The following is a 13,266-nucleotide window of genomic DNA, read 5'->3' on the forward strand; positions in this document are numbered from 1 at the left end:
AATAACTTAGACAAGGATGTCTTTTGAAAAAACTACTTCTTATTGCAACATTAATTGTTAGTTTTAACTCGTTTTCTGCTGTTAATCATAAAGCGCATCAAGCGGTGCTAACGCAGAAACTCGAAAGACAATTCAAATACAATTTAAAATCAGCTGATATGGACAAGCTTAAGAAGCAAGTTCTAAAGCTTAAAGGTAAGTCTGTTGCTGCCCTTATCAATGTAATGAAAGACGAAAAGTATCCTGAGAAGAATCGTTGGATGGCCACTTTCTTACTTGGTAGAGTTATGGGCAAGAAGTCAGCACCTTTTATTTCTAAGTTTGCAAAGCACCCTAATTGGGTCATGAGAATGGCCGCATTAAAGTCACTTCTAGCATTAAACCAAACTGACTATAAAGATGTGTACAAGCAGTCTTTAAAAGATAATTCTCTAATCGTTCGCTATCAAGCACTTGAGAATGTGAAGAGAATGAACCTTACTGATCTTGCTCCAAATATTTGGGCAATGTTATATGATAAGAGAAATTATCATATTAATGAAAAGCTTAAATCGACTAAGAGGGCCCATATTGTAAAAGAGATTATTACGACAATAGGGGATTTAAAATTTGAAAAAGCTAAGAAGCCTCTTTTATCAATGATTCAAAAAGATAAGTATTCTGATATTCACAGAGAAATTTCTGAAACTCTAGAGAAGATTACTGGCCGAAAAGCACCAAATGGTAACCTTAAAGAAAAGAAGCGTTTCTGGTCTAAGATCTCTCAAGCGACAGTTGTTATTCGCTAGTATTCAAAATGATTTACTTGAAATGATGGGTGATGAAACTTAAAGGCGTGTCCTTTTGGTTTTATCACGACAATCTCTTTTTCCTCAATATGAGTTTTTTTCTGAGCATCTAGCACACTAATAAATTGCTTTAACTCGTTTTGAGATGGAGTGTTAGGGATTGAGCTAAAGATGATATTGAGTTGCTCACCATAGTTCTTTGAAAAGAAGAAGTGACTTGCCCCATCTTTAATTAGGTCCTTATTCTTTGATTTTAAGATTCTTTCTTCTAGTGTGCCATCAACGAGGTGATTCATGGCCTCAAGGACTTGGGACGAACTCTCTTGTTGTTGATCATAAAGGCAAATGACTGCGCCAATCCTTTCATTTATCAATGTGAAGAGTTCGTGTTTCAATGCCATTGTTATTGCGCTTTACTGATCTTATCTAGGATACCGTTAACAAAGCTTTTTGATTCTTCTTTCCCGTAACTCTTAACAAGATTGATATACTCATTAATTGCTACGTTATTTGGAGTTTCTTCAAATTTGATTTCGTAAGTACCAAGGCAAAGAATAGCTCTTTCAATAGCATCAACAGAGTCAAAGCTTCTTTTTAGAATGTAAGTTGAAGCAGTTTCCTTGATCTCTGGAAAGTTTTTAATAACACCAGTGATAAGTTTGTTACCAAAGTTTTGAACACTTGGGTTGATATCATTGTCATGGTGTTCTTCATCTTCTTTCATATAAGATTCTTCAAACATTTCAATATCGGCTTTCAGTTTTCCAATATCATTTTTGTACTCTTCAAGCTCTGCTTTGAAGTCCTTTAAAAATAATTTATAGATAAATTTAAAAGCAAAACGACGTGCTGCTGACTTATTGTTGAATGCTTGGTTTTTCACTAGTTGAATCCTTATTTAATAAAAACTTTTCTTTTAAATTTCCAAATTGACCGATGCTCTTTTGTAAACTCTCAATGAATCCATCAATATCTTTGAAGTTCCAATAGAAAGAAGCATATCTAACGTAGGCAACTGGGTCTAACTCATAGAGCTTTTCCATAACAACTTCACCAACGATCTTAGCAGGAACTTCAATATTGTTCATTTGCGAAAGAGTCATTTCGACATCGTCAATTAATCGGTTGATTTGCGCCGTAGTTAAAGGTCTTTTTTGACAGGCCTTGTTGATCCCTTTCGAAATTTTTTCGCGGTTATAAGGCTCACGTCTTTTATCGTTCTTTACAAGTGCCGGTACTTGAAGCTGGAGCTTCTCATAAGTCGTATAACGAAAGTCACAGTTAAGACATGCTCTACGACGACGAACTGCCAGTCCATCGGAAAGGTGTCTCGAGTCAATAACTTTTGTGTTTGGTGTTTGGCAACTTGGGCAATACATATCTATTTCTAGCATATTATGAATGCATTGCATATTCTCATTTTAGAGGTGTGAATAATTACTGCAGGGAAGAGATCTGCCTAAAGTTATCTTCAAGATCTTCTAGTACCTCGATACCGTCGCGATACAACATAACAGTGAAGAAGTCTTGATTCTCTCCTGTGCGCTGTGTAATTTTATATGGAGAAACAGCTTCTTGTTTATAGGCATGAGACTTATCCCATTTAATCTGTGGAAAGGACTCAAAGACGAGCTGCGCAAAAGAGACGCGACTTGTATCTGCTGGATTCATCTTGTAGTCATATGGCTTGCCAATATTACTCAGGGCCAAAACAATACCTTGTGTTGTTTCCTGATAAGAGAGCTTTCTCTTTCTGATAACTGCAAGGTCATCTTGGTTATACATTGAATCGATGCTTTTAAGTTTAATGCCTTCTCGTGTTGTCGTAATAAAATTAAGCTTCTTAGATTGAATCTCTTTTCGATATTTGATGACGAGGGGATGTTTAGATAGGCCAAGCTTTACAATTTCATCCCAAGAGCCAATCCAAATACCAACATTATCCCAAAAACGATCTACAACAGCGTTATTAAAGCTATTCTTATTATGGGTAAAGACAATATCCATTGGTCGCAGCTGATAGGCCAAGTGTGCCTTCTCTGTTTTTCCAATGTAAGTTACCTGGCCACCTTTTAAATTCTCAAATTTAATGGCCTTGTTAAAATAACCCACATAGTAGCTCTTATCTTTTAGGGCCATTGAAGAAATTGTGTTTTGGATTGAAGGTTGTATTTCATTCCATCTCTTCTTTTTATTATAGGCCTTAATCAATTCATTATAGACAAGTGTTTCTTCAATAAGCGGATTGATATAATAAGAAATTCTCGTTTTATTTTTTACTTCTTCAAAAATTTTAATATCTCGATAAATTGTTGCAAGTCTAGCAAGCCTTTTATGAGAAGGGGACTTAACAAGTTTTTGAACGAGACGCTTATGATAATCACCTAATTCTTTATGTAATGTTATATCTTTTTCGTTTTTAAGTGTTTCACGAATTTTATTTTTTAAAAGAAGATGATTTTCATAGATTGCAATATTAGCAATATAACCAACTTTTAAGGCCTTGATGATCTCACTCCCTTTAAGGTCGTAAGGGTTAACAATGGCATAGTCCACATCGCGTTCACGTCTTTTTAGTTTACGATTTCCTGTGAAATAAATTTCACGACGTTGCTCAACTTGAGTCATTTGATTTGTACGAATCTCAAAGCGAGTTGTAGGATCAGTTACCCATGAAATATTTTTTAAAAATGTATTAAGTTCAGCAGTGATCTTTTGATTTGAATCGAAGTATGGAGAGATAAATTTTAAGGAGTTCTGCCCTTTCTTCTTCTCGGCCTTAGCAAATTCCATACGCCACACGAGATTCTTTTCAACAGATTCTTGTAGCTTGTACAAGTTGTCTTTGTTGATTTCAAACTTAGATGGATTGTAATCTGTTGTCGTTGAAGCGATATAGCGAGAAACTGCGGCAGAGTATTGATCGTACGCCATTTCAATTTGATCGACTGTTGAAGCACAAGACGACAAAAGAGTTGAAACTAAAATGGCCGAAATAAATTTTGAATGAAACTTTCTCACAATATCCCCATATACTAAATCACATTTAGTTATCGGAAGATTAGTAAGATTTTTTTAATATAGGAGGATAGCAGGAAACTACCCTCCATAAAGTATTGAAATTAGTAAACAGGAAACTCTTTACAAAGTTTTTCAACTTGGCCTTTGATGTCTTTTAGGGCAGCTTCATTTTCTGCATTTTTAAGTGCCTCAACAATCCAAGTTCCAATTTGTTTCATTTGTTCTACACCCATTCCACGAGTTGTAAGAGCTGGTGTTCCAAGACGAATCCCACTTGTTACAAATGGAGATCTCTTGTCACCTGGAATCATATTCTTATTACAAGTAATCCCAGCTTCTTCTAGGGCCTTTTCAGCAACCTTACCAGTTACACCGGCAGGGTCTGTCTTCATTAGGATTAGGTGGTTGTCAGTACCGCCAGAAACAATCTCCATTCCAAGATCAGTAAGTTGCTTTGCTAGTGCTTGAGCATTAGTAATAACTTGCTTTTGGTAATCCTTATATTGTGGATCAAGTGCTTCTTTGAATGAAACTGCTTTTGCTGCAATAACATGCTCAAGAGGTCCACCTTGAATTCCTGGGAATACATTAAAGTTAATCTTCTTTGCAAGTTCTTCATCATTTGTCAGGATGATCCCACCACGTGGTCCACGTAATGTTTTGTGAGTTGTTGATGTCACAATATGGGCATGTGGAAATGGTGAAGGGTGAAGGCCAGCAGCAACAAGTCCTGCAATGTGTGCCATATCGACCATTAGGTATGCTCCAACTTCATCTGCAATTTCTCTAAACTTAGCGAAGTCAATTGTTCTTGGGTATGCTGATGCACCAGCAACGATTACTTTTGGTTGATGCTCTTTAGCAGCTCTTCTTACGTCATCGTAATCGATCATTTCTGTTTCAGGATTTAATCCATAAAACTTCACGTCAAAATATTTTCCTGAGAAGTTAACAGGTGAGCCATGAGTTAAGTGGCCACCTTCAGAAAGATCCATTCCAAGAATTTTATCTCCTGGCGCAATGATTGAAAAATATGCGGCCATATTCGCACTAGAACCAGAGTGTGGTTGTACGTTGGCAAACTTACATCCAAATAACTCACAAAGGCGATTAATTGCAAGTTGCTCAACAGAGTCAACAACTTCACAACCACCGTAGTAGCGCTTATTTGGTAAACCTTCAGCATACTTATTTGTTAGCACAGAACCTTGTGCTTCCATGACAGCTTTTGATGTATAGTTTTCAGAAGCGATTAACTCTAATCCTTCTTCTTGTCTTGCTAATTCTTTATTTGTTAATGAGAAAATTTCCTCATCCATTTTTTCTAAGCTATTGGCGTTTTTATGAAACATTTATTAATCCTCAATTTTCTTCAGAACTAGTGAAGAGTTAGTCGACCCAAAACCGAATGAGTTATTTAGGGCGTATTTAATATCTTTCTTAACTGCAGTGTTTGCAGTGTAGTTAAGATCACATTTTGGATCTTGATTGTCTAAGTTAATTGTTGGAGGGATGATCCCGTGGTGAAGGGCAAGAGCTGTGAAAACAGTTTCAACACCACCTGCTGCACCAAGAAGGTGACCTGTCATTGACTTAGTTGAAGAGACATTAATTTTTTTAGCGTGTTCTTCTCCAAGAACTCTTTTAATTGCACCAGTTTCAGCAACATCTCCAAGTGGAGTCGAAGTTCCGTGTGCATTTACGTAATCAATATCTTCCGGTCTTATCCCAGCGTCTTCGATTGCTTTTTTCATACAACCATAAGCGCCGTCTCCCTCTGGATGTGGAGCTGTAATATGGTGAGCATCAGAAGTTGCACCATGACCTACGATCTCAGCATAGATCTTAGCACCACGTTTAACGGCACTATCATAGTCTTCAAGAATTAGAACACCAGCACCTTCACCCATAACAAAACCATCACGATCTATATCAAATGGACGAGAAGCTTTTGTTGGCTCGTCTGTACGCTTTGAGAAAGCTTTCATATTAATGAAGCCACCCATTCCAAGGTTACAGATAACAGCCTCAGTACCACCTGTAATCATCAGGTCGTGACGTCCTGAGCGAATCTCCTCAACTGCATTTGAAATAGCGTGACATGAAGATGCACATGCTGAAGAAACTGTGTAGTTAACTCCCATAAAGCCGTGTCTAATACTTAGAACACCTGATGCCATATTTGGAATAATTGCTGGAATGAAGAAAGGTGAGATACGACGTGGGCCGCGCTCAACAAATGTCTTCGCTGTTTCTTCTGTGATTGGGAAACCACCAATACCAACACCTAGGATTGCACCAACTTTGTACTTATCAAAATCTTCTAGGTTTGCACCTGAGTCTTTTAGCGCTTCTTCTGTGGCATGAAGTGCAAAGTGAATGAAGCGGTCATATTTCTTTGCCTCACGAGCTTCCATGATACTTTCATCTAATTCGAAGTTCTTAACTTCACCGGCAATCTTGATTGCAAGGTCTGGAATAGGGAAGCTTTCAGCTTCTGAGATTCCTGACTTACCTTCGATTAAACCATTCCAAACTTCTTGCGTGTTTTGACCTAAACCACAAATTGTTCCAAGGCCTGTGATAACAACACGTTTATTACTTCTGTTACTCATATATATTCCTTTATCTTCCTTTATTTTTTATTCAATTCTTCTAAGTTTTTTTCCTAGTATTTGATAATTTTGCAGGCATTTTGACAAGGCGTAGAGGGTCTTAATTTTTACGCTTTTCAAGGATTACTGTTTAATATTTAACGCAATTTCAATAGGTTGAACGCTATATCTATTTTTATCATTAATAACTTAATATTTTTAACGACTTATACGATAAGACTGCCATGAAAAAGATTAACCTATTAATTTTATCAATTTTATCTGTTTACACTTTTGGCGCAAAGGTTTCCGTTGAATTTGCCAATGATATGCGCTTTGACAGCTGTAATGCTCCCGCAGAAGTTCCGGTTGTCATTTGTGAAGATGGTGACTCGCAGGTCGTTCTTCAGCGAAATCAAAGTGGTCACCTATTTGGGATTTATCGCAATGGAAGCACCAAGGAAACTGAGCTTTTTCCTGTTAGGACGATTAGCGATGGAAAAGAAATTATTTTTCATAATGCCAATAGTAAGCAATTTGTTTCTCAAAGAGCAGTACAAGAATTTGATACACCGGCCGCTCGTATCCAAGCAATGGATGAGGCCCAAAAATCTATCTTCTCACTTATTAGAAATATTGATCCTTCCCAAGAAGAAATTAGGGATAGCCTACAGAATATCTTAGAAGGTGTTGAAGACGATATTGAAAATCAAAATGAAAAGGTGACTCAAGCATACACAAAGATGTGGGTCCAAGATAATAATAACAAAAATCATCAGTGTGAGATGGCCACTAAGTGTACTATTAAAAAGTGTGGCGATAATCACTACATAATCTTTGATCCAGCTCGTAATGTGTATATGCCTATCAATTACTCTCGCGATACGAGAGGTAATGCTCAGTTCACTAAGAACGATAGTTATATCAAGTATGCTCGTACTCTTGGTGGTGCTGTTATTGAGAGAAATGAAGAGTATGAGAAGTCACGTCTTACTGTTCAAAGAAAGGCACCTGAAGCGATGGGGCACAACTCCACAACTTTCTTCAGCATGCAGGATGCTGGATTTAGCGACTACCTAAAAACAGTTCTTCCTCATTGTCCAAAAGCTATTCAGGGAGATATTATCGGCCTTGGAAGGCAATCGGTGCGCGAAAGAGATAATTTAGACTTCGTTCATCTTGTTGATGTCGTAAACGGAAATATCAATAGCCAGTATATCAATCGCCAGTTCTTACCAAAGAATAGCTGTCGCGATGGTGATAGTTACTATGCTGCTGATTCATATGAAAAAGTTCAAGACTATCGTCCACGTGCTAGTGGTGTTATCTCGATTCAAAAAGCAAATGAGCTTTTTAAGAAGGCCCGTGCAATGGAAGGGATGGCCTGGCAGTACGTACAAGACGGATGCTATGCTCGTTCAGAACTTATGGTTAATATGTTTGAAGAAGAAGGTGTTATCGCAGATAAGGCCTGGGCATCAGGAAAACTTAAAATTCCTAATCAGCAATATCCTTACTGGAGTTATCATACGGCACCTGTTGTTTATGTTGATAATGGAAGAGGCGGAGTTTCAAAGATGATCATTGATCCTGCTATTGCTTCAAAACCGATTCATGTTAATGAGTGGCTAGAGACAATGGGAGCAGATGCTTCTAAGGTCGATCATGTGGGCTTTCCTCCAAGTTTAGATGCTGTGAGTGTAGGTAAGACTGCTTTTGGAATTGCTAGTAGGGAATCATATCACCCACAAACTGCGGCCAATATGATGAGCCGTGAAGCAAGATCAAAGGCAGCTAAGGAACTACTAGCAAATTATGAGAAGAGAATTCTTTAGGAATAAGTAAAATGAAAAAAATAATTCTTTGTACATTACTAAGCTTTGTATCTACTTATGCGGCCAATCTGGCCACATCACAATACCATGTCTCAACTTTTAAGTTAGAGAAAGATGAAATTACTGTTAGCTTCGTGGAGAGTGCTCCCTTTTACCGAGCGAGTAAAAAAGATGCGAAGTGCTTTCAAAAGGCAATTAAGTCAAAAGAGAAGGTTGAGATTAAGTACGATTACAAAACTTTTCAGATTAAAAGTTGTAAAAATTTATAAAAAGAAAGCCTGCAATATGCAGGCTTTTTTTATCTAAGAATTAATTTTTGATTATTGCTTAGACTCTAGGTACTTAACAACGTCTTGAACAGACTTAAGACCTTCTGCATCTTCTTCTGGAATTTGAATATCAAATTCGTCTTCCATTTTCATCATAAGTTCAACGATGTCTAGTGAGTCTAGGTTTAGATCGTCTACGAATGAAGTTGTAGCATTGATTTTTGCGATATCGATTTTTGTTTGATCCGCTACTAGTTGAATTACTTTTTGTTCCATATTTGTCTCCTAATAAATATATTAAGTTATAAACTCAATTTCTCTCTCTTATATAAAAATTTAATTTTAGTATATTAATATTTTTCTAGATATAAAGTCCACCGTCAATTTTAATAACTTCACCAGTAATATATCCTGACGCTTGGCTAAGTAGAAAGCACACAAGATTTGATACATCTTCAGTTGACCCAAAGCGTGAAGTTGGAATCGAAGCAATATAGGCTTCTTTCGCTTTTTCTTCAAGGGCATCAGTCATATCAGTTTGAATAAAACCTGGACAGATTGCGTTACAACGAATGTTGCGGCTAGCTAATTCTTTCGCAATTGACTTCGTTGCGCCAATTAAACCTGCCTTAGATGCTGCATAGGCCGTTTGAGAAACATTTCCCATAAGACCAACAACTGAGCTCATATTAACAATCGATACATTTTCAGCTTTTAAGAATCCACGTGAACAGATACTTGTTAGCATGATTGCACCCTTAAGGTTTGTATCAATTACTGCGTCAAGATCTGCTTTTCTTGTTCTTAGAAGAAGAGTGTCTTTTGAAACACCAGCGTTGTTTACAAGACCTTCAACTGGACCAAACTCTTTTACGAAGTCATTTACGGCAGTTTTCATTTGTTCTTCATTATTAAGATCAAACATTAGTCCCGTTACATTTGAAGCACCAAGCTCTTTAAGTTGAGACTCTACTTCTTTAGCTACATCTTCTTTCCCTTCACGGTAGTTGAAGATTACGTGAGCACCTTGGGCAGCTAGTGATTTTGCAATATCTAGCCCGATACCACGGCTTGCGCCAGTTACTAATACTCTTTTATTTTTTAAATCATTATAAGTTGCAATCATATTTGCTCCTATGAGTTTAAAGCTTCCTTAAGCTCATCAAAAGCACCTTCTTTATCAAGTGAGATAACTTTGATGTTACGGTTAATCTTTCTTGCTAGTCCCATTAGAACTCGTCCTGGCCCAACCTCAACACAAAGAGTGTCATCGTCTAGGCTTGCAAAACTTTGAGTCCAAAGAACTGAACCATCAATTTGCTTGATCAGGTTCTCTTTTACAACTTCACCGTCTGTACCAATTTGATACTTTTTGGCGTCAATATTGGCAATATAAGGAATTGTCGTTTTATTAAAAGTTACGTCATTAAAAAATGCTGCCATATTCTCTCTGGCCGGCTTCATTAGGCTAGAGTGAAATGGTGCACTAACTTTTAATTCAACTGTCTTATGTGGGTCTGAGAAGTTTTCTGAGATCCAAGCAACGGCCTTGTCACAGGCATCTGCATGTCCTGAAATAACGATTTGCCCTGGCTCATTAAAGTTGGCAGGCATAACTTCGTTACCTTCTGTTGAAACTTCTTTGCATGCCTTTTCAACGATTTCAGCAGGAACTCTCATAACGGCATACATTTTTCCCATTCCCGCAGGAACAGCTTCTTGCATGTACTTTCCACGATTGTGAACAGATCTTAGAGCATCTTCAAAGCTTAGCGCACCTGCTGCAACAAGAGCAGGGTACTCACCAACAGAGTGTCCAAGTACACATGAAACCTCAACGCCAGCTTCATCTAAAATCTCTTTAGCTTTTTGAAAAAGACCAATTGAGTAAGTTAGGATTGCTGGTTGTGTATTTTGAGTAAGTGTAAGCTCTTGTTCAGGGCCTTCAAGCATAATCTTTGAAAGATTGTAGCCAAGAGCACTGTTTGCTTTTTCAAGTAATTCAAATGATGGGTGTCCTTCAAGACTCTTTCCCATTCCTACGTATTGTGATCCCTGACCAGGGAAAATCAAAACAACTTTTTTCATAATATAAAACCTTAATTAATACCTAAGTAGAGTTGCTCCACTAGTTAAACCTGCACCAAATGCATCTAGCAATAATAGCTGACCACGCTTGATTCTTCCATCAACAATTGCTTCGTGCATTGCGATTGGAACAGTTGCAGCTGATGTATTTGCATATTTATCAATATTAACAATAACTTTTTCAGGATTAATTCCTAGAAGCTTTCCAGTTGTTTCGATAATTCTCACGTTTGCTTGGTGAGGAATTAACCAATCAACTTCTTCAAGGTCTTTACCTGCTTTTTCTAAAACTTTCTTTGCATTTTCGGCAAGAGTTCTCGTTGCTACACGGAACATTTCTTTACCTTTCATTTGCATATAGTGAGTTCTCTCGTTTAAGTGTTGAGCTGTGATTGGATCAACTGCTCCACCAACTGGTTGGTCAAAGAATTCTTTCCCTGCACCATCTGCACCTAGTTCAAGTGATAGGATATCTGAATCATCACCATCTTCATTTGCACCAACAATAGCAACACCACAACCATCTCCAAAAAGAATACAAGTGTTACGATCTTCCCAGTTAACTTCTCTTGATAGCATTTCAGAGCCAACAACAAGTGCATTCTTAATTGCACCCATGCGAATCAGTCCTGTTACCATATTTAAACCGTAAACAAATCCAGAACAAGCTGCTGCGATATCAATTGCCGCACACTTATTTGTGATTCCTAATTTTTGTTGAAGAATACAAGCTGTATTTGGAAGTTTATAATCTGGAGTAACTGAAGCGAAGATAATCATATCAATATCATTCGGTTCAAGGTTTGCTGCTTTTAATGCATCTTGAGTTGCATGGTAGGCCATATCACTTGGCCACTCGCCGCCTTCTGTTGAGCAAATATGACGTTGACGAATTCCCGTTCTTTCATAAATCCATTCATCACTTGTTTCGACCATACTTTCTAGATCGACATTTGTTCTAACTTCTTTTGGAGCGTAGATTCCAGTTCCTTTAATTTTTACTTTAATATCCATTTAAATTCCTAATCTTGGTAATAAAAAATTGCGCCTATTTTATTGAGTATAACAATGATGGGGAAGGGCAGGGGCGTTATTATTTGACACTGTGTGTTTTTCGGTCAATTTTACAAAAAAAGGCCACGTTTGTGGCCCTATGTTCATTTTAAAAGTTTGGAAGCTTCTTCAAGCCTTTGTAGACGGCGTGAAGACAATCCTGTCTTTAGGAATTGAACAAGATCTGCCTTCTCATCCTCCGTTAGCTGTAGAGGACGCCTAATATCGTCATCGCTTATTAACTGATATCGCAATTTATTGTTAATAAAATTTTCATCTTTAACGATTTTTTCTTCGTAATGACCTTGAGTTACTTCGTTAACAATATAGTTTTTTATTGCTGGGCGAGTGTGATTATAGTGATCAACAACCTCTTCTAGGGTCTCGTAAACACCGTTGTGCATATATGGAGCAGATAAGTGTATATTTCTAAGGGGTGGTGTCCTGAAATTATATTGATCCGCTTTATTGCCTGTTACTTCAAATCGTCCTTTGTCATTTAGAGTGGACGTTGCGCTAATTGGCCCAATCTGAGGCAACCCAATTGATTTATAATCCCAGTCTGTTAAATGCTGGCCACTGTGGCAATTGATACAAGCGCCTTTATCCAAGAAAGTTTTAAGCCCTCTTTTTTCAGAATCATTTAATGCACTAAGATCACCATTTAAGTATTCATCATAAGGCGTATCAACAAGATTGAAGTTTCTTGTGATGAAGGCCGCAAGTGCGTTGGCGACGTGTGAGATATCAATTTTACCGGCCTTGAAGTCTTTCGGATATGCTCTCTTAAAAAGGTTTTGGTACATGGCATTCTTAGAGCCATTTAAAAGACGATCAACATATGCATCCCATTTTGCAAGGTCACCTTTTTGAGAAGCGATTTCATTATTCTTTCCTAACATCTCTTCAACTGAAAGAAGTGGAAAGATAACTTGCGCGGCCAGAGCATTGCGAATTTTCTTATTTAATTCTGTCTTAGCATTAAGTTCCTTACTTGGAGTTTTGAATTCTCCCTTAGTCCAGTCAACATGAACTCTTCCATCCCAAAACATATCTGTGATTTCATCGTAGCCAAGATTGATTAATGCTGGTGCATGGCGCTTGATAATGAGGCCTTTACCGTCTTGAATGCGACTTTTTCCAAGTCCTGCACCACCTGTACCAATCGAGAATGGAATATTGTCTCCTGTTCCCAGCATTGGATGATGACAATGCATGCATGTAATATCTTTATTTCCACTAAGGCGAACCTCTGCAAATAATCTTGAACCTAGAATCACTTCATTTTGATTTTGTAATTGTGATTCAGGTAGGGAAGTTAAGTTGTGTTTTTTGATGAGCTTGGAAAGTGCTTCATCTAGAGGTGATAGTGCAAATGTATTAAAAACGAATGCAATTGTTAAAAGTAATCTCATGTGTCTCTCTCTTAGTTTGTGTAGTTAGTTTATACTAAAAGAAAGTTTGATGGGTCAAACTGATTTTTATTAGGTTCCAGCAGACTTTTACGTAAGCACGGCATTATTGAGACAACGCATCGCTTACGTAAAAGTCTGCTGGAACCCTGTAAAAACACAAAAAGCCCACTCGACGAGTGGGCTTTCTTATATGAAAAATAATA

General features: G+C 37.5%; 14 protein-coding genes. 3 read left to right on the forward strand and 11 right to left on the reverse strand.

Going from position 1 to position 13,266, the window contains the following annotated elements; genetic code table 11:
* Positions 1-23 precede the first annotated feature (23 nt).
* Positions 24-788, forward strand: coding sequence for a HEAT repeat domain-containing protein (locus ABMA78_RS07240; protein WP_392858477.1), 765 nt, complete (start codon positions 24-26; stop codon positions 786-788).
* Here the strand turns inward: ABMA78_RS07240 and ABMA78_RS07245 are convergent.
* The 6 genes from ABMA78_RS07245 to fabF all read right to left on the reverse strand — a co-directional run bounded on the left by ABMA78_RS07245 (position 785) and on the right by fabF (position 6,424).
* On the reverse strand, positions 785-1,189 hold the full coding sequence (locus ABMA78_RS07245) for a hypothetical protein (protein WP_392858478.1): 405 nt from the start codon (positions 1,187-1,189) through the stop codon (positions 785-787). The two genes, ABMA78_RS07240 and ABMA78_RS07245, sit on opposite strands and share 4 nt — an antisense overlap.
* A 2-nt stretch (positions 1,190-1,191) precedes the next feature.
* A complete protein-coding gene (nusB, locus tag ABMA78_RS07250) occupies positions 1,192-1,671 on the reverse strand; it encodes a transcription antitermination factor NusB (protein ID WP_392858481.1) in 480 nt (159 codons plus the stop codon).
* The gene (gene nrdR / locus ABMA78_RS07255) at positions 1,646-2,200 is read right to left on the reverse strand and encodes a transcriptional regulator NrdR (protein ID WP_392858482.1); all 555 of its coding nucleotides are present in this window, start codon (positions 2,198-2,200) and stop codon (positions 1,646-1,648) included. Before nrdR ends, nusB begins: the two co-directional genes overlap by 26 nt.
* Positions 2,201-2,225: 25 nt before the next feature.
* Entirely contained in the window at positions 2,226-3,809 is a 1,584-nt protein-coding gene (locus tag ABMA78_RS07260) for a YiiX/YebB-like N1pC/P60 family cysteine hydrolase (RefSeq protein ID WP_392858483.1), read from the reverse strand.
* 101 nt (positions 3,810-3,910) lie between these two features.
* Entirely contained in the window at positions 3,911-5,161 is a 1,251-nt protein-coding gene (gene glyA / locus ABMA78_RS07265) for a serine hydroxymethyltransferase (RefSeq protein ID WP_392858484.1), read from the reverse strand.
* A 3-nt stretch (positions 5,162-5,164) separates the two neighbouring features.
* Positions 5,165-6,424 (reverse strand): beta-ketoacyl-ACP synthase II, encoded by a 1,260-nt coding sequence (gene fabF, locus ABMA78_RS07270; RefSeq protein WP_392858485.1) that lies wholly within the window; start codon positions 6,422-6,424, stop codon positions 5,165-5,167.
* 224 nt (positions 6,425-6,648) lie between these two features.
* Between fabF and ABMA78_RS07275 the strand changes: the two genes are divergently transcribed.
* Both ABMA78_RS07275 and ABMA78_RS07280 read left to right on the forward strand, forming a co-directional pair.
* The gene (locus ABMA78_RS07275) at positions 6,649-8,238 is read left to right on the forward strand and encodes a protein-glutamine glutaminase family protein (RefSeq protein WP_392858487.1); all 1,590 of its coding nucleotides are present in this window, start codon (positions 6,649-6,651) and stop codon (positions 8,236-8,238) included.
* Positions 8,239-8,249: 11 nt separating this feature from the next.
* Positions 8,250-8,507 carry a hypothetical protein gene (locus ABMA78_RS07280; RefSeq protein WP_392858489.1) on the forward strand — a complete coding sequence of 86 codons (258 nt, stop codon included), beginning with the start codon at positions 8,250-8,252 and terminating at the stop codon, positions 8,505-8,507.
* A gap of 51 nt (positions 8,508-8,558) precedes the next feature.
* Here the strand turns inward: ABMA78_RS07280 and acpP are convergent, their stop codons facing one another.
* From acpP to ABMA78_RS07305, 5 genes are all read right to left on the reverse strand, one after another.
* On the reverse strand, positions 8,559-8,783 hold the full coding sequence (gene acpP / locus ABMA78_RS07285; protein ID WP_021268262.1) for an acyl carrier protein: 225 nt from the start codon (positions 8,781-8,783) through the stop codon (positions 8,559-8,561).
* 85 nt (positions 8,784-8,868) lie between these two features.
* Positions 8,869-9,633 (reverse strand): 3-oxoacyl-ACP reductase FabG, encoded by a 765-nt coding sequence (gene fabG / locus ABMA78_RS07290; RefSeq protein WP_392858491.1) that lies wholly within the window; start codon positions 9,631-9,633, stop codon positions 8,869-8,871.
* 8 nt (positions 9,634-9,641) lie between these two features.
* A complete protein-coding gene (gene fabD / locus ABMA78_RS07295) occupies positions 9,642-10,595 on the reverse strand; it encodes an ACP S-malonyltransferase (RefSeq protein ID WP_392858493.1) in 954 nt (317 codons plus the stop codon).
* Between the two features lie 15 nt (positions 10,596-10,610).
* Complete coding sequence (locus ABMA78_RS07300; protein ID WP_392858494.1) at positions 10,611-11,609, reverse strand: beta-ketoacyl-ACP synthase III; 999 nt, start codon at positions 11,607-11,609, stop codon at positions 10,611-10,613.
* 143 nt (positions 11,610-11,752) lie between these two features.
* Positions 11,753-13,063, reverse strand: coding sequence for a cytochrome-c peroxidase (locus tag ABMA78_RS07305; protein WP_392858497.1), 1,311 nt, complete (start codon positions 13,061-13,063; stop codon positions 11,753-11,755).
* Between the last annotated feature and the right edge of the window lie 203 nt (positions 13,064-13,266).

Source organism: Halobacteriovorax sp. RZ-2 (assembly GCF_043196685.1).
In the GTDB taxonomy this organism is placed as follows: Bacteria; Bdellovibrionota; Bacteriovoracia; order Bacteriovoracales; family Bacteriovoracaceae; genus Halobacteriovorax_A.

Excerpts from the sequence above, each read along its gene's own strand:
- ABMA78_RS07300 (WP_392858494.1), bottom strand. The coding sequence starts at position 11,609 with ATGGATATTAAAGTAAAAATTAAAGGAACTGGAATCTACGCTCCAAAA.
- ABMA78_RS07280 (WP_392858489.1), top strand. The coding sequence starts at position 8,250 with ATGAAAAAAATAATTCTTTGTACATTACTAAGCTTTGTATCTACTTAT.
- glyA (WP_392858484.1), bottom strand. The coding sequence starts at position 5,161 with ATGTTTCATAAAAACGCCAATAGCTTAGAAAAAATGGATGAGGAAATT.
- ABMA78_RS07305 (WP_392858497.1), bottom strand. The coding sequence starts at position 13,063 with ATGAGATTACTTTTAACAATTGCATTCGTTTTTAATACATTTGCACTA.
- fabD (WP_392858493.1), bottom strand. The coding sequence starts at position 10,595 with ATGAAAAAAGTTGTTTTGATTTTCCCTGGTCAGGGATCACAATACGTA.
- ABMA78_RS07275 (WP_392858487.1), top strand. The coding sequence starts at position 6,649 with ATGAAAAAGATTAACCTATTAATTTTATCAATTTTATCTGTTTACACT.
- nrdR (WP_392858482.1), bottom strand. The coding sequence starts at position 2,200 with ATGCAATGCATTCATAATATGCTAGAAATAGATATGTATTGCCCAAGT.
- fabG (WP_392858491.1), bottom strand. The coding sequence starts at position 9,633 with ATGATTGCAACTTATAATGATTTAAAAAATAAAAGAGTATTAGTAACT.
- acpP (WP_021268262.1), bottom strand. The coding sequence starts at position 8,783 with ATGGAACAAAAAGTAATTCAACTAGTAGCGGATCAAACAAAAATCGAT.
- ABMA78_RS07245 (WP_392858478.1), bottom strand. The coding sequence starts at position 1,189 with ATGGCATTGAAACACGAACTCTTCACATTGATAAATGAAAGGATTGGC.
- fabF (WP_392858485.1), bottom strand. The coding sequence starts at position 6,424 with ATGAGTAACAGAAGTAATAAACGTGTTGTTATCACAGGCCTTGGAACA.